This is a genomic window from Streptomyces sp. NPDC093149, from assembly GCF_044754145.1.
Lineage (GTDB): Bacteria > Actinomycetota > Actinomycetes > Streptomycetales > Streptomycetaceae > Streptomyces.
On the sequence record NZ_JBIVON010000012.1, the window covers coordinates 19,485 to 42,665 of the forward strand.

19 protein-coding genes are annotated in these 23,181 nt (G+C 71.5%); 14 read left to right on the forward strand and 5 right to left on the reverse strand.

The features are described 5' to 3' along the window. Positions 1 to 92 precede the first annotated feature (92 nt). The 6 genes from ACIQCZ_RS30315 (at position 93) to secD (ending at position 10,408) form a co-directional block, all read left to right on the forward strand. A complete protein-coding gene (locus ACIQCZ_RS30315) occupies positions 93 to 1,532 on the forward strand; it encodes a gamma-aminobutyraldehyde dehydrogenase (RefSeq protein ID WP_402286764.1) in 1,440 nt (479 codons plus the stop codon). 163 nt (positions 1,533 to 1,695) lie between these two features. Beyond that, a complete protein-coding gene (locus ACIQCZ_RS30320; RefSeq protein ID WP_402286766.1) occupies positions 1,696 to 2,109 on the forward strand; it encodes a hypothetical protein in 414 nt (137 codons plus the stop codon). A gap of 99 nt (positions 2,110 to 2,208) precedes the next feature. Beyond that, the gene (locus ACIQCZ_RS30325; protein ID WP_402286769.1) at positions 2,209 to 4,311 is read left to right on the forward strand and encodes a phage holin family protein; all 2,103 of its coding nucleotides are present in this window, start codon (positions 2,209 to 2,211) and stop codon (positions 4,309 to 4,311) included. 27 nt (positions 4,312 to 4,338) lie between these two features. Then, entirely contained in the window at positions 4,339 to 6,450 is a 2,112-nt protein-coding gene (ligA, locus tag ACIQCZ_RS30330; RefSeq protein ID WP_402286772.1) for an NAD-dependent DNA ligase LigA, read from the forward strand. Between the two features lie 155 nt (positions 6,451 to 6,605). Further along, positions 6,606 to 7,430: a rod shape-determining protein MreC gene (locus ACIQCZ_RS30335; RefSeq protein WP_402286775.1), complete on the forward strand. Its 825-nt coding sequence runs from the start codon at positions 6,606 to 6,608 to the stop codon at positions 7,428 to 7,430. A gap of 629 nt (positions 7,431 to 8,059) precedes the next feature. Beyond that, positions 8,060 to 10,408 (forward strand): protein translocase subunit SecD, encoded by a 2,349-nt coding sequence (gene secD / locus ACIQCZ_RS30340; protein WP_402286777.1) that lies wholly within the window; start codon positions 8,060 to 8,062, stop codon positions 10,406 to 10,408. Positions 10,409 to 10,887: 479 nt separating this feature from the next. On the opposite strand, the gene ACIQCZ_RS30345 is transcribed toward secD, so the two are convergent. Continuing rightward, positions 10,888 to 11,805 carry a helix-turn-helix domain-containing protein gene (locus ACIQCZ_RS30345; protein WP_402286779.1) on the reverse strand — a complete coding sequence of 306 codons (918 nt, stop codon included), beginning with the start codon at positions 11,803 to 11,805 and terminating at the stop codon, positions 10,888 to 10,890. Between the two features lie 63 nt (positions 11,806 to 11,868). Between ACIQCZ_RS30345 and ACIQCZ_RS30350 the strand changes: the two genes are divergently transcribed. Beyond that, entirely contained in the window at positions 11,869 to 12,174 is a 306-nt protein-coding gene (locus ACIQCZ_RS30350) for a 4a-hydroxytetrahydrobiopterin dehydratase (RefSeq protein ID WP_351085095.1), read from the forward strand. Between the two features lie 414 nt (positions 12,175 to 12,588). Here the strand turns inward: ACIQCZ_RS30350 and ACIQCZ_RS30355 are convergent, their stop codons facing one another. Further along, positions 12,589 to 13,551, reverse strand: a complete 963-nt coding sequence (locus ACIQCZ_RS30355) for a LysR family transcriptional regulator (protein ID WP_402286782.1) — start codon at positions 13,549 to 13,551, stop codon at positions 12,589 to 12,591. 80 nt (positions 13,552 to 13,631) lie between these two features. On the opposite strand from ACIQCZ_RS30355, the gene ACIQCZ_RS30360 reads away from it, so the two are divergent. Continuing rightward, positions 13,632 to 14,375 (forward strand): class I SAM-dependent methyltransferase, encoded by a 744-nt coding sequence (locus ACIQCZ_RS30360; RefSeq protein WP_402286784.1) that lies wholly within the window; start codon positions 13,632 to 13,634, stop codon positions 14,373 to 14,375. Positions 14,376 to 14,433: 58 nt separating this feature from the next. Here the strand turns inward: ACIQCZ_RS30360 and ACIQCZ_RS30365 are convergent, their stop codons facing one another. Then, positions 14,434 to 15,303, reverse strand: coding sequence for an NmrA family NAD(P)-binding protein (locus ACIQCZ_RS30365; protein ID WP_402286786.1), 870 nt, complete (start codon positions 15,301 to 15,303; stop codon positions 14,434 to 14,436). An 81-nt stretch (positions 15,304 to 15,384) separates the two neighbouring features. Between ACIQCZ_RS30365 and ACIQCZ_RS30370 the strand changes: the two genes are divergently transcribed. From ACIQCZ_RS30370 to ACIQCZ_RS30390, 5 genes are all read left to right on the forward strand, one after another. After that, complete coding sequence (locus tag ACIQCZ_RS30370; RefSeq protein WP_402286789.1) at positions 15,385 to 16,353, forward strand: AraC family transcriptional regulator; 969 nt, start codon at positions 15,385 to 15,387, stop codon at positions 16,351 to 16,353. 141 nt (positions 16,354 to 16,494) lie between these two features. After that, positions 16,495 to 16,947 (forward strand): hypothetical protein, encoded by a 453-nt coding sequence (locus ACIQCZ_RS30375; RefSeq protein ID WP_402286792.1) that lies wholly within the window; start codon positions 16,495 to 16,497, stop codon positions 16,945 to 16,947. Between the two features lie 61 nt (positions 16,948 to 17,008). Next, a complete protein-coding gene (locus ACIQCZ_RS30380) occupies positions 17,009 to 17,380 on the forward strand; it encodes a hypothetical protein (protein ID WP_402286794.1) in 372 nt (123 codons plus the stop codon). Next, positions 17,377 to 18,534: a CaiB/BaiF CoA transferase family protein gene (locus ACIQCZ_RS30385; protein ID WP_402286796.1), complete on the forward strand. Its 1,158-nt coding sequence runs from the start codon at positions 17,377 to 17,379 to the stop codon at positions 18,532 to 18,534. The genes ACIQCZ_RS30380 and ACIQCZ_RS30385 overlap by 4 nt, the downstream gene beginning before the upstream one ends. A 402-nt stretch (positions 18,535 to 18,936) precedes the next feature. Further along, positions 18,937 to 19,491, forward strand: a complete 555-nt coding sequence (locus tag ACIQCZ_RS30390; protein WP_402286799.1) for a hypothetical protein — start codon at positions 18,937 to 18,939, stop codon at positions 19,489 to 19,491. Between the two features lie 544 nt (positions 19,492 to 20,035). Here ACIQCZ_RS30390 and ACIQCZ_RS30395 read toward each other — a convergent pair. Continuing rightward, the gene (locus ACIQCZ_RS30395; RefSeq protein WP_402286801.1) at positions 20,036 to 20,536 is read right to left on the reverse strand and encodes an RICIN domain-containing protein; all 501 of its coding nucleotides are present in this window, start codon (positions 20,534 to 20,536) and stop codon (positions 20,036 to 20,038) included. 88 nt (positions 20,537 to 20,624) lie between these two features. Beyond that, a complete protein-coding gene (locus tag ACIQCZ_RS30400) occupies positions 20,625 to 21,461 on the reverse strand; it encodes an aldo/keto reductase (RefSeq protein ID WP_402286803.1) in 837 nt (278 codons plus the stop codon). A 358-nt stretch (positions 21,462 to 21,819) separates the two neighbouring features. Between ACIQCZ_RS30400 and ACIQCZ_RS30405 the strand changes: the two genes are divergently transcribed. After that, the gene (locus ACIQCZ_RS30405) at positions 21,820 to 23,178 is read left to right on the forward strand and encodes a glycosyl hydrolase family 8 (RefSeq protein WP_402286805.1); all 1,359 of its coding nucleotides are present in this window, start codon (positions 21,820 to 21,822) and stop codon (positions 23,176 to 23,178) included. Positions 23,179 to 23,181: the final 3 nt, after the last annotated feature.

Genomic DNA, 23,181 nt, shown 5'->3' on the forward strand with positions numbered 1-23,181 from the left:
CCGCCGCTCGCCCGTCGCGCGCCGGGCGGGATCTGTCGGAAACGGCCCGGCGCCGCCCGACCATGAGCCCGACCACGAGAGAGACCGGTTCCATGAGCACCACGTTCCGCAATTACATCGACGGCGTCTTCGCGGACGCCTCGGACGGCCGCACCCTCGACGTCGTGGACCCCAGCACGGGCGAGGTCTACGCGACCTCCCCGCTCTCCGGCGAGGCCGACGTCGACGCGGCGATGGCCGCCGCCGCTGCCGCGTTCCCCGTCTGGCGGGACACCACGCCGTCCGTACGGCAGCTGGCCCTGCTGAGGATCGCCGACGCCATGGAGGCACGGGCCGACGAGCTGGTGGCCGCCGAGAGCCGTGACACCGGGAAGCCGCTCCACCTCACCCGGACCGAGGAGCTGGCCCCGGCCATCGACCAGGTCCGCTTCTTCGCGGGCGCCGCGCGGATGCTCGAAGGCCGCTCGGCCGGCGAGTACATGGACGGGACGACGTCGATCATCCGCCGCGAGCCGGTCGGCGTCTGCGCGCAGGTCGCGCCGTGGAACTACCCGCTGCTGATGGCCGTGTGGAAGTTCGCCCCGGCGCTCGCCGCGGGCAACGCCGTCGTGCTCAAGCCCTCCGACACGACCCCCGCCTCCACCGTTCTGATCGCCGAGATCATCGGCGGCGTACTGGAGGATCTGGAGCTGCCCCGCGGCATCTTCAACGTGATCTGCGGCGACCGCGAGACGGGCCGTGCGATGGTCGAGCACCCGACCCCGGCGATGGCCTCCATCACCGGTTCGGTGCGGGCAGGCATCCAGGTCGCGCAGAGCGCGGCCAAGGACGTCAAGCGGGTCCACCTGGAGCTCGGCGGCAAGGCCCCGGCCGTGATCTTCGAGGACGCCGACCTGGAGAAGGCCGTCGAGGACCTGATCGTCGGCGGCTTCTTCAACGCGGGCCAGGACTGCACGGCCGCGACCCGGGTCCTGGTCCACGAGTCCGTCCACGACGCGTTCGTCACCGCCCTCGCCAAGGCCGCGGCCGACACGAAGACCGGACAGCCGGACGACGAGGACGTGCTGTACGGCCCCCTCAACAACGCCGGCCAGCTCGCCCAGGTCAGTGGCTTCATCGACTGCCTCCCCGAGCACGCCAGGGTCGAGGCGGGCGGCCACCGGGTCGGCGAGAAGGGCTACTTCTACGCCCCGACCGTCGTCTCCGGCCTCAAGCAGGACGACGAGATCATCCAGAACGAGGTCTTCGGCCCCGTCATGACGGTCCAGTCCTTCACCGACGAGGCCCAGGCCGTCGCGTACGCCAACGGCGTCGAGTACGCCCTGGCCTCCTCCGTATGGACCAAGGACCACGCACGGGCGATGCGGATGTCCAAGAACCTCGACTTCGGCTGCGTGTGGATCAACACCCACATGGCACTCGTGGCCGAGATGCCGCACGGCGGATTCAAGAAGTCCGGCTACGGCAAGGACCTCTCCGCGTACGGCTTCGAGGACTACACCCGCGTCAAGCACGTCATGACGTCGCTCTGACCCCTGCCTCCCACATGCGCCCCCCCGCCCGGTTCCGCCCGGCGCGGGGGCGCACTGCCGCTCCGTGTCCGTGCTCCGCGCTCCCTCCGTTCCCGCACGCGCCTTTTTGCGCGGGAGCCGGGGGAGTAGGGTCGCCCGTACGCCTAGCACGGGGGGAACGGCCATGGGGGACGGGCAGGACGTCCGGGTGGCGGCCATCGCCAGTCTCACACCGCTCGAAGAGCTGGACCGCGATCCGTTCCTCGTGGACACCCGCGGCCAGCACGACATGTGCGCCCGCTGGGCGGCCGACAAGGGATACGTCGTCACCCGGCAGCTGCGCTTCTACGGGATGCGACCCGACCACCACGCCCTGTGGGCGGACGTCGAGAGCGGCGACGTCGAACTGTTCGTCGCCGCCAACGACCGGGTGCTGGCGCGGGCCCTCACCTCGGTGCCCGAGTTCGCGGCGGAGTGCGAGCGGCGCGGCGTGCGCCTGGAGCTCGCGGGACTCGACGAGCCGCCCTACAGCGCCCGCACGAAGGCCAGCGTGCACCGCCGGCTCTCCATGCCGACCGCAGGATACGACGGCTGCTGACCGCCCCCGACCGCCGTCGTCGAGGCCCGCGGCCCCGCTGTGAAAGGCTGGGGCGCGAGGGCCCGGATCGGAGGGGTCCGGACGTGAGGTGGGAACGGCGTGGGTGACGGGCGATGGCGAACAGCCGGCAACGCCCTGATGCGAGTGGTTGTGGTGTGGGCGGTATCGACGCTCACGATGCTGGCACTCGCCGGGATTCTGCCGGACTTCCAGCTCCAGTCCGACGACGGCGACAGCATCACCAAGATCGCGTTCACCGCGGCCTGGGGCGCCGGCGCGTTCGGACTGCTCTCCGCACTGGTCTGGCCCGTCCTGGTACGGGCGCTGCTCATCGTGCCCGCCCTCGTCCTCGGGATGCTCGTCTTCTTCCTGAACGGCTCGCTGCTGCTGCTCGCCCTGCGGCTCATCCCGGACGGGCGCGGAGCCGCCAACCCGGAGACCGCGGTCGTCGTCGCGGCGGTGATGTCCGCCGTCGCCTCGGCGACCTCCACGGCGCTCGCCGTCCGTGACGACAACGCCTACCGGCGCCGCCTCTCCCGGCTCGCGGACCGTCGCCGACGGCGCAGCGGTGCGGACAGCGGGCGCAGCGGACCGCCGGGCACCGTCTTCATCCAGCTCGACGGCGTCGGCCACGACGTGCTCGCCGACGCCGCCGAGTCCGGCCTGATGCCGACCGTCGCGCGGTGGCTCGCGCACGAGGACGGCCACCGGCTCATTCCCTGGCGCACCGACTGGTCCAGCCAGACCGGATCCAGCCAGCTCGGCATCCTGCACGGCAGCAACCACGACATCCCCGCCTTCCGCTGGTACGAGAAGGAGACCGGCGACGTCATGGTCTCCAGCCGCCCCGCGAGCGCCCTCGAACTCCAGCGCCGGGCCGTCGCACGCACCCGTGACGGCGGACTGCTCACGGTCGACGGAGCCAGCCGCGGCAACCTCTTCAGCGGCGGCGCCGACCAGCTGGCGCTCGTTCTGTCCATGGCCGCCCGGCTCGGCAAGGGCCGTCGCTCCAGAGCGGGATACTTCGCCTACTTCTCCGACCCGGCCAATGCCGTGCGTACCGCGGTGTCGTTCGTCGCCGAGGTCTGCCGCGAGATCGGCCAGTCGACCCGGGCGCGGATCCGGAAGGACGCCCCCCGGATCAAGCGCGGTGGGCTCTACCCCTTCATCCGCGCCTTCGCGACCGTCGTCGAACGCGATGTGGTGGTCGCCGCGGTCATCGGGGACATGTTCGCCGGACGCACCGCCGTCTACGCCGACCTGGTCGCGTACGACGAGGTGGCGCACCACTCCGGACCGCACAGCCGGGACGCGGAGAAGGTGCTCGCGCGCCTGGACCGGTCGCTCGCCCTGATCGTCAAGGTCGCCGAACACACCCCGCGCAGGTACCGGATCGTGCTGCTCTCCGACCACGGTCAGAGCCCCGGACAGACCTTCGCGGGGGCGTACGGGCTGACGCTCAAGGACCTGGTGCGGGCGGGCTGCGGGCTGCCCGTGCCCCGTCGGGCACAGCGCACCCGCAGCGGTTCGGAGGCGCGTGACGCGGTACGGATCGCCCTGCACCGCCGGCCGGTCGAGGAGGGCGAGGCGGAGCACCGCGCGAAACCGTCCGACCCGGTCGTCCTCGCCTCCGGCAACCTCGGCCTGATCTCCTTCCCCGACATAGCGGGGCGGGCCTCGCGCGAACAGCTCGACCGGAGCCGGCCCGCACTGCTCGGCACCCTCGCCAACCACCCGGGCATCGGCTTTCTGCTGGTGCGCAGCGAGCGCCACGGATCGGTGGTGCTGGGCCGCGGCGGAGTCGAGATCCCGCTGTCGGAACTGAAGGACGGTGAGGGGCCGCTGGCGTCCTTCGGGCCCGGCGCGGCGGCCGCGGTGCGCCGCACCGACACCTTCCCGCACGTCGCCGACATCATGGTGAATTCGATGTACGACGGATCCACGGGCCGTGTGCACGCCTTCGAGGAACAGATCGGCTCGCACGGCGGTCTGGGCGGTGAGCAGTCCCGGCCGTTCCTGCTCTGGCCGGCGGACCTCTCGGCACCGGTGGCGGAAGGCATGGAGCTGGTCGGGGCCGAGCAGGTGCACGAGGTGCTGCGGCGCTGGCTCCGGGAGTGCTCGGGACCACAGATACCGCTGATGGCGCCGGGTGCGACGCATGGCGCCGACGAGGCGGACGGAACGGTTCCGGCGGTCGGCTGAGGGGCGTTGTCAGTGGTGGGCGGCAGGATGGGGGCCATGACGAACTCAGCTGTTCTGCTCGCCGATGCCGCCGCCTACGCCGCCGCGGTCGAAGAAGCGTCGCAGGCCGCCGCCGCTTACTACGCCACGGGCGAGAGCGCGCTCGACGACGACGCGTACGACCGGCTGGTGCGGGGGATCGCCGCATACGAACAGGAGCACCCGCAGGAGGTTCTGGCCACCTCGCCGACCGGCAAGGTGGCGGGCGGCGCCGCGAGCGGCGACGTGCCGCACACGGCGCCGATGCTCTCGCTGGACAATGTCTTCTCCGCCGAGCAGTTCGCCACCTGGACCGCGTCCCTGGAACGCCGGATCGGCAGGCCCGTCGCCGCGTGGAGCGTGGAGCCGAAGCTCGACGGCCTGGCGGTCGCCGCCCGCTACCGGGCGGGCCGTCTGGAACGGCTGATCACCCGGGGCGACGGCACCGCGGGCGAGGACGTCTCGCACGCGATCGGCACCGTGTCCGGCCTCCCCGAGCAACTCGCCGAGCCGGTGACGATCGAGATACGCGGCGAGATCCTCATGACGAACGAGCAGTTCGAACAGGCCAACGCCGTACGTACCGAGCACGGCGGCGCCCCCTTCGCCAACCCGAGGAACGGCGCGGCGGGCACCCTGCGTGCCAAGGACCGGGCGTACACGGTGGAGATGACGTTCTTCGCCTACGGCGCCCTGCCACTGCCCGAGTCCGGAGAGCTGACCGACACCCTCGCCGAACTCCCGCACAGCGAGGTCCTCTCCCACGTCGCCGCGCTGGGCGTGCACACCGCGGCGGACACGGACGTGGCGCCGCGCACCGTGACCGCCGTCGAGGAGGCGCAGGCCCGGGTCGAGGAGGTCGCGGCCCTGCGCGCGTCGTTGCCGTTCGGCATCGACGGCGTCGTGATCAAGGCGGATCTCGCGGCCGACCAGCGCGAGGCCGGCTCCGGGACCAGGGCGCCGCGCTGGGCCATCGCCTACAAACTCCCGGCCGTGGAGAAGGTCACCCGGCTCCTCGGCGTGGAATGGAACGTGGGCAGGACCGGCATCATCGCACCGCGCGCCGTACTGGAACCGGTCGAGATCGACGGCTCTACCGTCGGCTACGCCACGCTGCACAACCCTGCGGACATCACCCGCCGCGATCTGCGCATCGGCGACCGGGTGATGGTCTACAAGGCGGGCGACATCATCCCCCGTATCGAGGCGCCCGTCGCCCACCTGCGGACCGGTGACGAGCAGCCCGTCGTCTTCCCCGAGGCGTGCCCGCAGTGCGGCTCGGAGATCGACACCAGTGAGCAGCGCTGGCGCTGTGTCCGGGGTCGCGACTGCCGCCTCGTCGCGTCCATCTCGTACGCGGCGGGCCGCGACCAGCTCGACATCGAGGGCCTCGGCGCGACCCGGGTCGTCCAGCTCGTCGACGCCGGCCTGGTGGCCGATTTCGCCGACCTCTTCACTCTCGGCCGGGAGCAGCTGCTCGGCCTGGAGCGAATGGGCGAGACCAGCACCGACAACCTTCTGGCCGCCATCGAAGCGGCACGGACCCAGCCGCTCTCCCGCGTCTTCTGCGCGCTGGGGGTACGCGGCACCGGGCGCTCCATGTCACGGCGGATCGCCCGGTACTTCGCGGACATGGCCGGGATCAGGGCCGCGGACGCCGAGGAGCTCCAGCGGGTCGACGGCATCGGAAAGGAGAAGGCCGCGGGCGTTGTCGCGGAGCTGGTGGAGCTGGCCCCGCTCATCGAGAAGCTGGTGGCCGCCGGCGTCAACATGACGGAGCCCGGGGCGACGCCGCCGCCCGAGCCGGGCGAGGAGGACACGGAAGCGGCCGCCGCCGCGGACGGGGCGGGGGCCGCCGGGCTGCCCCTCGACGGAATGACCGTGGTGGTCACCGGAGCCATGACGGGTGTGCTGGAGAAGCTGTCCCGGAATCAGATGAACGAACTGATCGAGCGGGCCGGTGGGAAGTCCTCGTCCAGCGTCTCCAAGCGCACCACCCTCCTCGTGGCCGGCGAGAAGGCCGGATCCAAGCGCACCAAGGCCGAGGACCTCGGTGTCCGGATCGCCGCGCCGGACGAGTTCGCCGAACTGATCTCCGGATTTCTTCCGTCGGAGGTCTGACGACAGGACCGGGACCGCGCATCGCCGAGCCCTTGGATTTACCTGGGAGTGGCTTTCTTTGCCTCCCTATTGCATAGTGAGGGCTCGGCCATGCCTCGCTATCAGCGGGTCCATGGGTGTATGAACGGCTGCGGTGGCAGGCCGGGGGAGGGACGATGCGTTCGCTGCACGACGGACCGCGAATCGACCCGTCCATCCACCGGGGGTACCGGGGAGTCACGCGCGGCCTCGCGCTCGACCTCGGCAGCTCCCGGACCCGTGCCTGGCTGCCCGGACACGGCGTCATCGCCGACCTCGGAGCCTGCGGCGACCCCGGCACCGAACCCGGGCACGGGCGTCCCGTCCGGCGGGGGCGCATCGTCGACCCCGTGTCCTGCGGCCGGATGCTCGGCCGTATCGCGGAGAGGGCACTGGGCGCGGACCGCACCGACAGCGTGATCGTCCTCAGCCATCCCGTCCTCGCCGGATCCGAGCACCGCGCCGTCGCGAGGGAGCTGATCGCCGCACTCGGGCCGATCGGCGTCATCGCCCTGGACAGCGCGAGGGCCGCCGCCGCTTGCGCCGGACCGCCGGACGGCGGCCCGCTGCTCGTCGTCGACCTCGGCGCCGAGCTGACCGAGGTGACCCTTCTCGTCGACGGACTGGTCCGTGACGCCCGCCAGGCCGAGACGGGACTGAGCGACCTCGACCCCTGCGAGCCACCCACCGCCGTCGTGCGCACCGTCTCGGACATGGTCATGGCGATGTGGCAGCAGGACCGGCACGGCGCCGTCCTGGGGGCCCTGCGCAAGGGCCCGTTGCTCGCCGGGGGCGGTGCCGCCCGCCCCGACATAACCGACCGGATCGCGGCCCGGCTCGGCGTTCCGGTACGTCTCGCCGAGGACCCGGCGACCACGGTCGTACGCGGCGCCGGGCTGATCCTCGACTCCGTGCTCCGCCGCGCCGACGCGGCACCGGCCCTGCCCGGCCGACAGAGGTGACCCCCCTCCCGGGGCCGCCCCCGGGGAACGCGCCCCCGAGGGCAAGGCCGGGCACCCCGGCGCATCGCGCACGCGTACCGGCGGCCCGGCAGTTCCTCGTCGCCCTCCTGCTCTCCGTGCTCACCGTCGTGGGCGGCGCCCCCGCAGCCGCCGGAGCCGTCCTCCCCGCCCGGCCGTTCGCCGGTGTGCCGCCCGTCGCCGCGTCCTCGCCCGGTGCCCATCAGCCCACCCCGCACACCGACCGGACCGCCCGGACGAGCACCGTCCATGAAACCCGCCGCACCCGCACGGCCACGGCGACCGACCGTCACCGGCCGGCGCCCACGACCGCTCCCCAGCCCAGGGCCGGCACGGACCACGCACGGACCGCACACCAACTTCCGCCGCCCGGCACCGACATCCTGCTGTCCGGCCCACCCACCGTCCGCCCGCCGCACCACACCCTCCGGCGGCCCCCCGCCGCACCTCCTCGTGCCACCGGCCGCTTCCGCGTCGCGCTTCCCGGCGTACGCGGACCTCCGGGGACGGCCGTTCACCGGCCACCGGTCCTGCCACCGGGCCCGTCCCACAGAACCGCCGTCCCGTCCTTGCCGAGGTGAGGGCGTCCGGCGCCCCCTCGGAGGAAACCCATGACTCGCGCCACCACGGTGCGAGCGGTTCTGGCTGCCGCCGTTCTGCTCGTCTCCGCGCTCATCACGCTGACCATGTCACCCCGACTCGGCCTCGATCTTCAGGGCGGCACCAGAATGGTGCTCCAGGCCAAGGACTCCGACACCGCGAAAGCGGACCGGGAAAGCACCGACCGCACTCTTGAGGTGCTCCGCCAGCGCATCGACTCCCTCGGCGTCGCCGAGCCCACCCTGACCCGTTCCGGTGAGGACCGGATCATCGTCGAACTCCCGGACGTCCAGGACCCGCGCAAGGCCGCCGAAGTCATCGGCAGAACCGCCCAGCTCAGCTTCCACGCCGTTCAGGGCCCCGGCACACCGGACAACGGCCCCGGCACACCGGAAAACGGCGGGGCTGACGGCACGACGGACGACCCGGCCGACGGCGGGCCGACGCTCGCCGACGAGCAGGGCCGCTCCCTCGACCTCGGCCCGGCCCGGCTCTCCGGCGCCGGAGTCAAGGACGCGACCGCCGTGTTCGACGCCCAACAGGGCGCCGGCTGGACCGTCTCCCTCGACTTCCACAAGAAGGCGGGCCGGGACTGGACCCGGCTGACCGGCGAGGCCGCCTGCCATCCGGTCCAGGACGAGCGGCGGCGCGTCGCCATCGTCCTCGACCAGCAGATCATCTCCTCGCCGCAGGTTTCCCCCTCGGTCGGCTGCGGCGTGGGTCTGCCGTCGGGCTCCACCCAGATCACCGGCTCCTTCAGCGCCGACGAGGCGAGGGAACTGGCCCTGCTCATCAAGGGCGGCGCACTGCCGCTCCCGGTCGAGATCGTGGAGCAGCGGACCGTCGGCCCGACGCTGGGCGCCGCCGCCATCGACGCCAGCGCCCGTGCCGCGCTCATCGGCGCCGCGGCCACCGCCCTCTTCATCACCGTCGTCTACCGGCTCTTCGGCGCGCTCGCCGCCGTCGCGCTCGCCGCGTACGGACTGATCTCCTACGCGGCCCTGGTCGCCCTCGGCGTCACCCTCACCCTGCCCGGCCTCGCGGGATTCGTCCTGGCCATCGGGATGGCGGTCGACGCCAACGTGCTGGTCTTCGAACGGGCCAGAGAAGAACACGCGCAGCGTCCGGGCCGCACGCTGCGCTCGTCGCTGACCGCCGGGTTCCGCGGTGCCTGGAGCGCCGTCGCCGACTCCAACGTGACGACACTGATCGCGGCCGGCCTGCTCTTCTTCCTCGGCTCCGGACCGGTGAAGGGCTTCGGCGTCACACTCGCCATCGGTGTGATCGCCTCGATGTTCTCCGCCCTCGTCATCGCCCGTGCGCTCACCGAGATCGCCTCGGGCTCACGCTTCGTCAACGACTACCGGAGCGTCAACGGCATCGCCAGTCCCGGCCGGGTGCGGACCTGGCTGACCCGTCGCAACCCCCAGCTGATGCGCTCCCCGCGTCGCTGGCTGCTGATCTCCACGGCACTGATCGCCGTCGCGGTCCTCGGCATCGTCGTACGCGGCGTCAACCTGGGCGTCGAGTTCACCGGTGGCCGGCTGGTCGAGTACTCGACCAGCCGGCCAGTAGATGTCGAACGCGCCCGCAGCGCCCTGGCCGACGCCGGTTTCGGCGACGCCGAGGTCACCACGGCCGGCGCGGGCGACCTCTCGGTACGTACCGGAAAACTCGACGACGACGGCGAACAGGTCCTGCGCGCGGCCCTCGCGGAGGAAGGCGGCAAAACGACCAAGATCCGTGACGAACTCATCGGACCCAGCCTCGGGGACGAGCTCCGGCGCAATGCCCTGATCGCCCTCGGCATCGCCGTCCTCGTGCAGCTGGCCTATCTGGCGATCCGGTTCCGCTGGACGTTCGCCCTGGCCTCGGTCGGGGCGCTGGTCCACGACGTCATCATCCTGGTCGGCGCCTTCGCCTGGCTCGGACGCACCGTCGACGGCATCTTCCTCGCCGCGCTCCTCACCGTCATCGGATACTCCGTCAACGACTCGGTGGTGGTCTTCGACCGGCTGCGGGAACTGTGGGCGAAGGCCCGTCGCACACCGGTCGGCACGATCGCCAACCAGGCCGTTCTGCAGACCGTCCCCAGAACGGTCAACACGGGGATGGGAGCCCTGTTCATCCTGACCGCTCTCGCCGTGCTGGGGGGCGATTCCCTCGCGGACTTCGCGCTCGCCCTGCTCATCGGCATCTGCGTCGGGACGTACTCCTCGGTGCTGACCGCCGTACCGGCCGCGCTCGTCCTGGAGCGGAGCAGCAAGGCCCCGCCGCCCGCCCGGAAGAGGGGGCCGAGCCGCCGTTCCGGTTCGCGAACGGCGCGCCGCGACCCGCTCGACAACGGAGCACGCGTCTAAGGTCTTTCGTTTGGATCAGGCCGGATCAGCGAGCGGGGCCCGGGGCCGTGGGTCGCAAGGCGGAGGAGGGAGCTGATGGGGTCTCCCCTGCTCGAGCGGAGTCGAGAGCTTGGGGAAGGAGCCATGGCGACCGACGACAACGCGGCGAGGCGAGGTGCCGGGGCACGCGAGCCCGGCGTGATCCAAACGAAAGGCCCCAGGGGTGTCCGGTGGCCCCCGGTGGAGCAGCGCGCGGCGTCGGATGCGGTGCATCGCAAGGCGGAGGGAGGTCCGCACACTGGATCCATGTGGACGTTCCGACAACGCGGCGAGGTGCCGCAGCTGTCGTCGCGCGCCCGCCGGGGGTTGGGGGGCGCGCTCGTCGGCGCCGCGGCCGTGCTGCACGGGCACCCGAGTCCTCCCCTGCTGCCCGCCGTGGCGGTGCCGGTCGTCGCGAGCACCGTCGCCGCCGTCCTGGCGCGTCCGGACGCGCCCCGTCGTCAGGAAGTGAGGGACCGCAGATGGTCGGCGGTGGCCCGGTCGGCGGGCAGGAAGGTCTCGATGGCCAGTTCCGCCACCGTCACGTCCATCGGTGTGTTGAACGTCGCGATGGAGGAGACGAACGAGAGCACCTGCCCGCCGTGCTCGATGTGCAGGGGCAACGCGAAGGGCAGAGGTGACGCGGGGCCGACCGCCTTGTCGTCCCCGGGGCCGCCGCCGTCCCCGTTCCCGTCCGTGCTTGCGCCGATGACCCCGCTGTTCCCGCCGCTTCCGGGGGTCCCGGCGGCTGCGGCGCCCCCGCAGCTCCCGGCAGTGCCGGTGCCGTCCGGTGCGGGATAGCCCGCGACCTCCTCGTACAGCTCACGCAGCTCCGCCGATCGGGCCAGGGCGATCTGGCGGTCCATCTGCGCCAGCAGATCGGCCCGCCACTCCGGAAGGTTACGGATGCGCGGGGCCAGGCCTTGTGGATGGAGCGTGAGCCGCATGGCGTTCAGCGGCGGGACCAGCAGATGCCCGGCCACGCCCTCCAGCAGCATCGCGATACCCCGATTGGCCGCCACCACGTTGTACATGCCGTCGACGACGAGCGCCGGATACGGGTCGTACCCCTGGAGCAGCCGCTCCATCCCCTCGCGCAGCGCGCCCAGCGCCGGGTCGTCGAGCGCGGTCTGCGCGTATCGGGGCGCGTAACCGGCCACCACGAGCAGGGCGTTGCGCTCCCTGACCGGGATGTCGAGGTGCTCGGCGAGCCGCAGGATCATGTCCTCGCTGGGGCGGGAGCGGCCCGTCTCGATGAAGGAAATGTGCCGGGCCGAGGAATCGGCGCGGAGGGCCAGTTCCAGCTGGCTGATCCGACGCTGCTCCCGCCAGCTGCGCAGCAGCGGCCCTACCCCCGTGTCAAGCGCGACAGTTGTCATACCAAGACCGTAACGTCACCGGCACCGTCGACCGGCACCGAACGCTCGTGAGGGAGTCTCAGCATGCCTGCCGCACCATTGTCGCAGAAGGAGATCGAGGACCGTCTGGGTGACCTGCCCGGCTGGTCGCTGGAGGGTGACAGCATCACCTGTACCTACCGGCTCCACACGCATTTCGCCGCGGTCGGGCTGACCGTGCACGTGGCCCAGATCCAGGACGAACTGAATCACCACTCCGATCTGACCCTCGGTTACAACACCGTCACCCTGTCCGTGAACACCCATGACGCGGGTGGCGTGGTCACCGAGAACGATCTCAACCTGGCCGCGCGGGTGGTGGCGATCGCCCCCGGACACGGCGTGAGATAGCCGGGCGGGCACGCCGTCGAGAACCGGGGTACCGGGCCCGGCGTCCGACGGGGGTCGGGGTGACGTGGGCGGGCGACTCGGGTGGGTGACGCGAGTGGGCGCCGCGCAGCCGCGGCGCGCACCGCATGTTCGCGGCGGCAGGGAGCACGGCCGCGGTGGTTCCGGGGCGGTTGTTCCGGGGCGGTGGATCCGCCAGGGCCGGGTGCCTTCGTGGGGCCCGGTCGAGCCGTGCACGATGACATGTCACATTGCAATATCCGATCTTCCGGCGTGCGGTGGCATGTCACACCGCGATGCCGGCGCGTGGGGTCATGCCGCATCGCCATGCGACCCATCGGTATGTCGGTATGCGTTGACCCGTCACACGCGGCGCCGATCCGTCGACTCGCGATGCCATGTCGTATCGCGGACATCTCACATCACGGCGCCGAAGCGCGGATGCCCGGCGAGCCACCGGGCATAGCTTTCGCTGCGCTCGGCCGCCTCCGCGTACGCCGCCCGGGTGTGTCCGCTCACCGCTCCGGACGCGGCTGCGGCCGCAGTCGAGCGGGGGTGCCAGCCCAGCAGATGGCGCCAGCTCAGCGGTGAACCGGAGAGCGGGCGGGTCACCACCCCCGGCGTCGGCGGGAAGGTCGCACGGCACAGCCCGACCGCCCGCCCGACCTGGACCAGATGGACGACGGACGTCGTGTCCGTCTCGTACACCGACACCGGGCTGAAGCCTGCCCGCGCGCAGGCGCCGACAAAACAGTCGGCGAAGCAACCCTCGCCCGGCACGTCCGCCCAGCACTCGCCCGCCAGCGCGGAGAGGTCGAGTTCCGGCTCGGCGGCGAGCGGATGGGAGTCCGGCAGCATCACAAAGACCGGGTCGACCCCGACCACCTGCCACGTCAGCCGGTCGTTCGCCGGTGGCGAGCTCTCCCCGCAGGTCCCGATGAGACCGAAGTCGAGCCTCCCGTCGACCAGTTGGGCGGCGATCTCGGTAACCGACCAGGAGGTGAACGTCGACACGGGCGCGGTCGGGTGCGCGGCGACCAGACGGTCCACGAGGCCGCCCAGCAGCGGTCCGTGCGTGCCACCGAGCCGGAAGCGTTCCATCGTCCCGCAGGCATTGGCGAACCGCACCGCCTCCTCCTGGAGCTCGCTCACGGCGGGCAGCACCACCCGGGCCCGTTCGAGCACCAGCTCACCGAGGAGCGTGGGCCGCGCACCGGTGTGGTCGCGCTCGAAGAGCGGGCCGCCGAGAGCCCTCTCGATCCGTCGCAATTGCGCGCTCAGCGCCGGCTGGGCCAGCCCGAGGGCCGCGGCGGCCTTGGTCAGGCTCCCGGTGTCGGCGATGGCACGTACGGTTCGCAGATGGCGCAACTCCAGCTCCATAAACGCAAGTTATGGGCCCAGCGGCCCACCGGCAACATGCCGGTGCCCATTCGGCGGAGGTCTGTCCTAGAGTCGGCCAGGTGCTGAACTACAACATTGAGGCGGCTGCCTACGACGCCACCCGCGGTGGCGTGCCCCGAGCCGAGGCGGCGGCCGCGGCGGTGCTCGAACTGGTCCCGTCCACCGCCCGCACCCTGCTGGACATCGGCTGCGGTACGGGCCTGGTCGCCGAGCGCATGGCCCTCGCCCGTCCCGGGCTCGGCGTGTTCGGTACCGACCCCTCGTACGGCATGGCACGGATGGCCCGGCAGCGGATCGGCGCGGTGGCGCTCGCCGACGCGCGCCGGCTGCCGCTGCCGGACGCTGCGGTGGACGCGGTCGGCGCGATCTGGCTGCTGCATGTGCTGCGCGGCGAAGGGGATGTGCGGGCGGTGGTGTCCGAAGCGGCGCGGGTGCTGCGGCCCGGTGGTGTGTTCGTCACCACCGTCGACAAGGACGCGGCCCACGACGTGGGCAGCGACATCGACGAGGCCTTCGCCCCCTATCTCGCCGGCGATCCGTCCGATTCCACGGACCTGGTCGTCGGGTACGGATCGGAGGCCGGTCTCGACGTGGTGGGGGAGGCCCGCTTCCGGGGGCATGGCCAGGGCCGGACCCCGTTGAGCGCGGCACAGGCGGTGCGCGAGGGCTATTACGCCTCGCGCCTGCACCTGCCGGGGGCGGCGGCCGAGAGGCTCGCGGCCGTACTGACGGCGCTGCCCGAGCCCGACCGGCCGCGCCCCGATCCGTGCTACCGGCTGCTGGCGCTGCGACGCGGAGACTGACTCCGGCGCCTCCACGCGTGCGTGCCGATGCTCCCGGCCGCCCCACGGGCCGACGGTGCTACTCCCCGAGCGCGCCAGGGGCCTCCCACGCACCCGCCCGCGCCGCCGCACGGGCGAACGCCCCGAAGTCCTGCGGATCGCGCCGGAGCACTCGCTTCACGTCCTCGGTCACCGTCGCGTTGTGCCCGTCGAGCAGCGTGGTGAACAGGTCGGCCAGAAAACCGGCTTCGGGTCCCGGCACACCGTAGGTCTCCAGCATGCGCGCGTACTCCGGTCCGGTCACCGGCAGATACCGCACCGTGCGTCCCGTGGCCCGCGCGATCTCCGACGCGACCTCGTCGAACGTCAGCAGCCGCGGCCCGGTCAGCTCATGCACCGCGCCCGCATGGCCGTCCTCGGTGAGCGCGGCCACCACCACGTCGGCGAGATCGTCGACGTCCACGAACGGCTCGGCGGTCCCGCCCGCCGGGAACACCACCTCGCCGCCGAGCACCCCGTCGAGCATCGCGCCTTCGCTGAAGTTCTGAGCGAAGAACGCCGACCGGACGACGGTGAGTTCCACCCCGGCCGCCGACGCGCGCAGGCTCTCCTCCGCCACCACCGCCTGTGGCTCGCCCCGTCCGGACAGCAGTACCAGCCGTCGCACCCCGTTCTCCACCGCGATCCGCCCGAAGGCTGCCATCGCCTCCGGCGCACCGGGCGCCGCCAGATCCGGGTAGTACGTCACATATGACGCGTCCACACCCCGCAGCGCCTCCGCCCAACTGGACTCGTCCGCCCAGTCGAAGCGGACCTCACCACCGCGCGAACCGGACCGCACCGGGACCCCGCGAGCGGCCAGCCGCTCCACGACCCGGCGGCCGGTCTTTCCCGTACCGCTCGTCACCAGCACCGATTCCCGCTGCACGTTCTCCGTGTTCTGTGTCATGGCTCAAGGCTCGCCCGGCGGCGCCGTCCGCGACATCCCCGTGCCGCTCAGCTCCATACGCGTGCGTCTACGCTGCTGGGCATGGACGCACTCGCCGGACTCCTGGACGGGCCGAGGGCCAAGGGCGCCTTCCTGCTGCGGATGGTGATGGAGCCCCCGTGGTCCGTACGGATAGCCGACCGGGCCCCGCTCTGTCTCATGTCGGTGACCGACGGGGAGGCCTGGATCGTTCCGGCCACCGGCACGGACGCCGTGCTGCTGCGGCCCGGTGACATCGCCATAGCGCGCGGCCCGGATCCGTACACCGTCGCCCACACCCCCGGCACCGCGCCGCACGCCGTGATCGGACCCGGCGGCACCTGCACCACTCTGCGCGGGGAGCCGCTCTCCGAATCCATGCAGCTGGGGGTGCGCACCTGGGGCAACGCCCCCGGTGGCTCGGCGGCCATGCTCATCGGCACCTATCTGCTGGACGGCGAGATCAGCCGACGGCTGCTCGATGCCCTGCCGCCGCTGCTCCACCTGCCCTCGGACGGGCGGGGCAGCCCTCTGCTGACGCTGCTCGACGAGGAGATCTCCAAGGACGAGCCCGGCCAGAGCGTGGTCCTGGACCGTCTTCTCGATCTGCTGCTGATCGCCGCGCTGCGGACCTGGTTCGCCAGACCCGGCGCCGAAGCCCCCGCCTGGTACCGGGCCATGGGTGATCCGGTCGTCGGACAGGCTCTGCGCTTGCTGCAACGGGACCCTGCCCACCCCTGGACGGTCGCCGGTCTCGCCGCCCGGACCGGGGTCTCCCGGGCCGGGCTGGCCCGGCGCTTCACGGAGCTGGTCGGGGAGCCCCCGATGGCATACCTGACCGGCTGGCGTCTCGCCGTCGCCGCCGACCTGCTGCGGGAGACGGACGCCACGGTCGAGTCGGTGGCGCGACGGGTCGGGTACAGCCAGTCGTTCGCGTTCAGTACCGCGTTCAAGCGCGTCCGGGGCGTCAGCCCACAGGAGTACCGGAGCGGCGGCCTGCCGAACCGACAACAGAGCTTGCCGGGCGGGTGACGTGCGGTGAGGCTGTCCGCATGAGCCGGCACACCGATCCCGGTCATCACCACGACGGCACCGAATCCGACTGGGACGTCATGGGCCCGACGCCGGAGCAGAACTCCGAACTCAGCGGCCGGCAGTCGCGGAGGCGGCCCGTTGGATCGCCGGCCCGCCCACGGCGCCGGAGGTCCGCAGGGTGCTCGACATCGGCAGTGGCCCCGGCGTGCTCTCCTGCCTGAGGCCGGGCTCGACGCGATCACCGCGCAGTGGTTCGAGGACGTGCGGGCGGCACCGCCCGGCCCCAAGCGGGAGATCGAGGACTGGGGCGCCCTGTTCACCGCGGTGGGGCCGGACCCGCAGGGCACCCGGAGCTTCCTGCTCGACCTTCCGGCACCGCTCTCGGGGCCGGCGCTCGACCACGTCGTCGCCGAGATCAGCCGTCGGCGCGGGATGTTCGGACAAGCCCTCTCCGCCGAGGACATCGCGGTACCGGACCGCCTGCTCGACCCCGACGACCCGGCCGGGCTGCGTCACCGCCCCGACGTCTTCCTGCTCATGGCACGCACGGTGCACCCGGGCCGGAAGGACCGACCGATGCCGACCTGCTAGGTTCCCGGGAAACGACGGACCGGACAGGCCGGTCCGCCGGGCGGGTGCGGGAGGCCGACGCGTGGGTGAGTTCCTGAACCGGTCGACCCGCCGCCACGAACCCGGCCCGGCCGTGCTCGCGGGCCACCGCGCGCCCGACCGCGAGTTGTCCGGTCCTGTCGCCGCGGCGCACCGCGGCGACGGCGAGGGGGAGTTCGCCCCGTACGTCGACAGCGAGTTCGGGTGCTCGGCCGCCGTGCCCACCGACGCCCGGCGCGCCGTCGAGGCACCGGTGCGACATCTCGACGCCCGCACAACGCACATCGATCCCGAGACGGCCGGAGATGCTGCGCGCATGTCCCTCGGTGTGTGTGAACAGAGCTTCTCCGTAAGGGAGTTCTTCACCACCACGACCGCGATGCACGCGCGGGGCCCCTGGGCGGTGACCCGGTGAACGCCGCCGCCCCCGGCCCTCTGTCGGGAGTGGTGATAGCCGACTTCGGGAGGGTGCTCGCGGCCCCTTACGCCACCATGCTCCTCGCGGACCTGGGCGCCGACGTCATCAAGGTGGAACGTCCGGGCTCCGGCGACGACACCCGGGCCTGGGGCCCGCCGCGTGCCCACGACGAGTCCACCTACTTCCTCTCCGTGAACCGCAACAAACGGTCCCTCGCCATCGATCTGGGCACGGAGCAAGGACGCCGCGACGCCCACGAACTGGTGCGCCGCGCCGATGTGCTCTTCGAGAACTTCCGTCCCGGCACGATGGGCAGGCACGGGCTCTCCTACGAGGAGGCCGCCGCGCTCAATCCCGGCATCGTCTACTGCTCGGTGACCGGATTCGGAGCCGGTGAAGGCGCCGCGCTGCCCGGCTACGACCTGCTGCTGCAGGCGGTCGGCGGGCTGATGAGCGTGACCGGGCCCGCGCCGGGGCAGCCCGTCAAGACGGGCGTGGCACTCGTCGACGTGCTCACGGGCCTGCACGCGGCCGTGGGGGTCCTGGCGGCGCTGCGCCATCGCGACGCGACCGGCGAGGGCCAGCACGTCGAGGTCAACCTGCTGTCCACGCTGTTGTCGAGCATGGTCAATCAGGCGGGTGGATACACCCTGGCCGGTCGGATACCGGGCATCCTCGGCAACCGGCATCCGTCCATCGCCCCGTACGAGGTCTACCGGGCGGCGGACCGGCCGCTGGTCGTGGCCGTCGGCAACGACCGGCAGTTCCTCGCCCTGTGCCGCGGCCTGGGTGCCGAGGAACTCGCCGACGACGCTCGATTCGCCTCGAACCAGGACCGTGTCGCACACGTCGACGCGCTGGCCGAGGAGCTCTCCGCGCGGCTCGTCCTGCGCACCGCCGCCGAGTGGTTCGACCTGCTCACCCCGCTCGGGGTGCCCTGCGGTCCGGTCAACGACCTCGCGGGCGCCTTCGACCTGGCCGAACGCCTTGGCCTGTCCCCGCGTGTCACACCGGCCGACTCGGACCCCGACGATCCCTTGTGCCTGGTGGCCAACCCCATCGGGCTGTCCCGTACCCCGCCGCGCTACGAGCGGCGTCCGCCGAGGCTGGGCGAGCACACCGACGACCTCAGGCGCTGGCTGGAGAGCTGAACCGCCGGCCGGCGCAATTTCCGTACCCCTCTCGGCCCACGACCGGGGTACGCGTGTGCCGGAAAGTTCCCGGGTGGGCCGGTCTTCACTGGCCTGCTCGACTCCTCCGGCGCAGCGCTCGCCGCCTCGCCCGGGCGTGTCAAGAGGAGACACGCTGCTGCCGGAGTGAGTGGGTGTCAGAAAGTCGCCCTTACAGGCTAACTGGACATCAATTCGCCTACAGAGAAAGGCGATTGGAAGCTTATCTAATTATATGGAAATAGCATTTGGTGTACTTTTTGTCCCTCGATCGGCGCCCCGGCGTCGGCCTCCAACGTGTCCGAAATGAAAGTCATGGGAGCCGTCAGTACGTTCATCCCGAGTCGACTGCTCAGCCGACCTCTCTGAGACAGGAGAAGCGACATGGTTACCCGTTCCACCATCGTTACAGCCGCCGTCGCGGCCGCCGCGGCCCTGGCCGCCACCGGCATCACCTACGCCTACGCTGCCCCCTCCGCGTCGGCCCTGGCCGCCGCGGTTGCCCAGCAGGCCGCTCCCGTTTCGGCTCTCGACGGCGGCGACGCCGGCAAGGGCAACGAGAGCAAGGGCGGCGAGGGCAAGGGCAACGAGGGCCGTGGCTACGAGGGCCGTGGCTACGAGGGTCGTGGTTACGAGGGCCGTGACCACTACGAGGGCCGGATCCACATCAACGAGCGCACGTACTCCGACGAACCGGGTGGCTGCATCACCGTGGTCAGCGGCCTCGGCTCCACCAGCCTCAACATCCGCAACGACAGTCGCCGGACCGTCGAGGTCTTCCGCGGGGTCACCTGCGACAACGGTGCCCCCATCGCCACCGTCGGACCTTTCAGCTCCAGCGACGGCGTGTTCCCGGGCCACGTCTGGGGCGGCGTGTGGGTCAAGAACGGAGTGGTGGGCAGCTTCCGGGTGCTCGAGCGCCACGAGGGCAAGTGGTGACCGGACCCGTCGTACCGAGCCAAGGTCGGTGACCCCGTCACCGGCCTGACGTAGAACCCCGGCCCGCCGGAATCGGGCCGGGGTTCCAGCCGGGCGCCTGGAACCGGTGCACGCCGGTTCCAGGCGCCCACACCTGACCAACGCTGACAACCCATTCACCTGCCAAGCCATATTAAAGCCGCAGGATGAGGCGTTGCCAGCGGGCCATGAGGGCCGCGTCGCGCGTGGCCTGCGGCCCTGGGCTCTCGGCAGGGACCGGCGGCAGGGCGCGGAACCCGATGCCGACGCGGCGGACGCCGCCCCACGTCACGGTCGTCGGGAACCCGGCCGCTCCCGTGGACGGGCCGATCGGCACCGGGAGGCGGACGTGGAGGCCCCGGGAATCGCGCGTCGCCCCGACACGCCCCCAACAGCGGACTTTGGTCCGGACGGGTGAAGGGGCGCGGCCGCACAGCCCTCGAAGTGTGCAGCCCGTCCGCCCCCTGATCCGTGACCCGTCCGGCGTGATCCGGACGCAAGACCCTGAGGGCCGTCCCGTAACCCCTCAGGGGCTGTCCGGCGCCGGCTCCAACTGCCACCACTGACCGGGGGAGTCGGTGTCCTCCCACTGCTGGACCCGGGCGCCGTCCGCCGTGCTGCCCTCAGCCACTTCGAGGACGAGCCCGCTGATGAAGCTGACCAGCGTCACCACCCCCGGTGATTCCAGGTGCCGCTCGATCAGCCATTCCTGGGCGCCGTAGTTGTTGGCGCGCCACTGCTGGACCACGGCCCCGTTCTCGGTGGAGGCGTTGGCGACGTCCAGGCGCTTGCCGCTGTGTTCGTTGACCAGGTGGTAGAGCGCCGCGCCCTCGTGGACGGGCGAGAGCTGCCAGTGCTGGGCCGCCGAACCGTTCTCCTCGCCCTGCTGTGCCGGGGCGCCGCCGCCCTTGGCGGAGCCGTACACCTCCAGCAGCAGACCGCTGCCCACGTTGCGCAGCCGGTAGCGGCCCGCTGCGACGACCGGTGTGCCGTCCCCTGCGACGACCGGTGCGCCGTCCCCGCTCATGCTCTCGTTCCTCCTTGCGTGGCGGACCGCCGCCCGGCTCGTCGGCCGGGCGGCGGTCGGTGTCGCCGTCGATGTGCGGTGGCGCGGCTCAGGCGCCGAGGTTGAACTCGCCCGGGTTCGGGCCGAGGCGCTTGCCCTCGTCCAGCGCGGCGAACGCGGCCAGGTCGTCGGCGTCCAGCTCGAAGCCGAACACATCGAGGTTCTCCACGATCCGGGACGGCGTCACGGACTTCGGGATCACCACGTTGCCGGTCTGGATGTGCCAGCGGAGCACCACCTGGGCCGGTGTGCGGCCGTGCTTCCGGGCGATCGCGACGACCGTCGGGACCTCCAGGAGCCCCTTGCCCTGGCCCAGCGGGGACCAGGCCTCGGTCGCGATGCCGTGCTTGGCGTGCAGGGCACGCGACTCGGCCTGCTGGAGCTGCGGGTGGAGCTCGATCTGGTTGATCACCGGGACCACGGAGGTCTCGCCGAGCAGGCGCTCCAGGTGCTCGGGAAGGAAGTTCGAGACGCCGATGGCCTTCGCCCGGCCTTCGGAGTAGATCTTCTCGAACGCCTTGTACGTGTCGATGTAGGCGTCCTTGGCCGGGACCGGCCAGTGGATCAGATACAGATCGACATAGTCCAGACCCAGCTTGTCGAGCGAGGCGTCGAAGGCGCGCAGGGTGGAGTCGTAGCCCTGCTCGGAATTCCACAGCTTCGTCGTGACGAAGAGCTCTTCGCGGGCGACGCCGGAGGCCGCCACGGCCCGGCCGGTGCCCTGCTCGTTCTCGTAGATCGCGGCGGTGTCGATGCTCCGGTACCCGGCCTCGATGGCTGTCGCGACCGTCCTCGCGGCCTCGTCGTCCGGGACCTGCCAGACACCGTAACCGAGCTGCGGCATTTCGACGCCGTTGTTGAGGGTGATGGAGGGGACCTTGCTCACGAGCGGTCGATCCTTACGTCGTCGGTTGGCATTCTCCAGGTCAACGATCACGGAGGGCCGGACATTCCCCGCGAGACATTCCCCGCGAGGCCGATGTCCGTGGGCCGCCCCCTGCCCGGCCCACGGAGGTCCCGGGCCGTCGGCCCCGCCGCGTCCGGGCCCCACTCGGCGACGCCCGGCCTCGTCCCGGACGTGACGCGACATCGTCGGTTCGTGCCCGAGCTGTCCGAAATTCTGCGAACTCACTTACGGGTTTTGATATTTGGGCCCACGCGAGGCATTGACAGATCGTTCTCCGGGGAATCCCATGCACTGATGGTTAGGAACCTTTCCTAACGTCGATCGGAAGGGAGCACCTGTGCACGTTGACCGACCCCCACGCCGTACCGTCGCCGTCCTCGCGGGCCTCAGCTGTCTGTTTCTGCCTCTGCTCGCCCATGTTCCGAAGGCCACCGCGGCCACGGCGGACCGGGCTCCGGGTGCCGGCTCCCCGGCCGCCACCGCGCCCACCGCGAACGGCGGCTCCAACCTCGACTACCTGGACATCGCGGCCCCCGCCGCCGGTGGTCCCGCGGTGCCCTTCGGCAGCCATCGATTCCCCTACGCGGCAGGGACGCTGAAGCCGTCGGGCTCGCAGTCGACGCTCGACCAGGCCGTGATCAAGACGTACAACGCCTGGAAGTCCGCGTTCGTCAGGAAGAACTGCGGAAACGGCTGGTACGAGGTCATCTCGCCGGACGCCGACCACCCCTACGTCGCCGAGGCCCAGGGCTACGGCATGGTCGTCACCGCGACGATGGCGGGGGCGGACCCGGAGGCGAAGACCGTCTTCGACGGCATGGTGAAGTACATGCTCGCGCATCCCTCGGTCAACAACGCCAACCTCCTCGCCGCCGAGCAGGACGCCTCCTGCAAGAGCGTCGACGGCTCGGACTCGGCGACCGACGGGGACCTCGACGTCGCCTACGGCCTGCTTCTCGCCGACAAGCAGTGGGGCTCCACGGGCACGTACAACTACAAGGATCTCGCGGTCAAGCACATCAACGCCATCAAGAAGAGCGAGGTCAACCCGACCACCCACCTCATGCTGCTCGGTGACTGGTCGGACTCCGGCGAGTCCCACTACTGGATGACCCGCTCCTCGGACTGGATGATCGATCACTTCCGCGCCTTCAAGAAGGCCACGGGCGACAGTGCCTGGGACATCGTGCGCACGGCCCATCAGAATCTGATCACCGGCCAGCAGTCCAAGTACGCCGGCAGTACGGGCTTGTTGGCGGACTTCGTCGTCAACACCAACAGCACGCCCAGGCCCGCCGCCGGCGAGGTGCTCGAAGGCCCCAACGACGGCGACTACTCCTGGAACGCCTGCCGCGACCCGTGGCGCATCGGCACCGACGCCGTCACCAGCGGGGACGCCGCCTCGCTCGCCTCGGCACGCAAGCTCAACTCCTGGATCAAGTCGAAGACCGGCGGCGACCCGAAGAAGATCGTCACCGGATACCACCTCGACGGCACTTCCTTCGACAGCGGAGACGACATGGCGTTCACCGCCCCGTTCGTCGTGACCGCGCTGACCGACTCCGGCTCCCAGGCCTGGCTCGACGCTCTCTGGAACAAGCTCGCCGGCACCTCGGTCGACCCGCGGCTCTACTACGGCGGGAGCGTCCAACTGCAGTCGATGATCGTCGCATCCGGCAACTACTGGGTTCCCTGACGG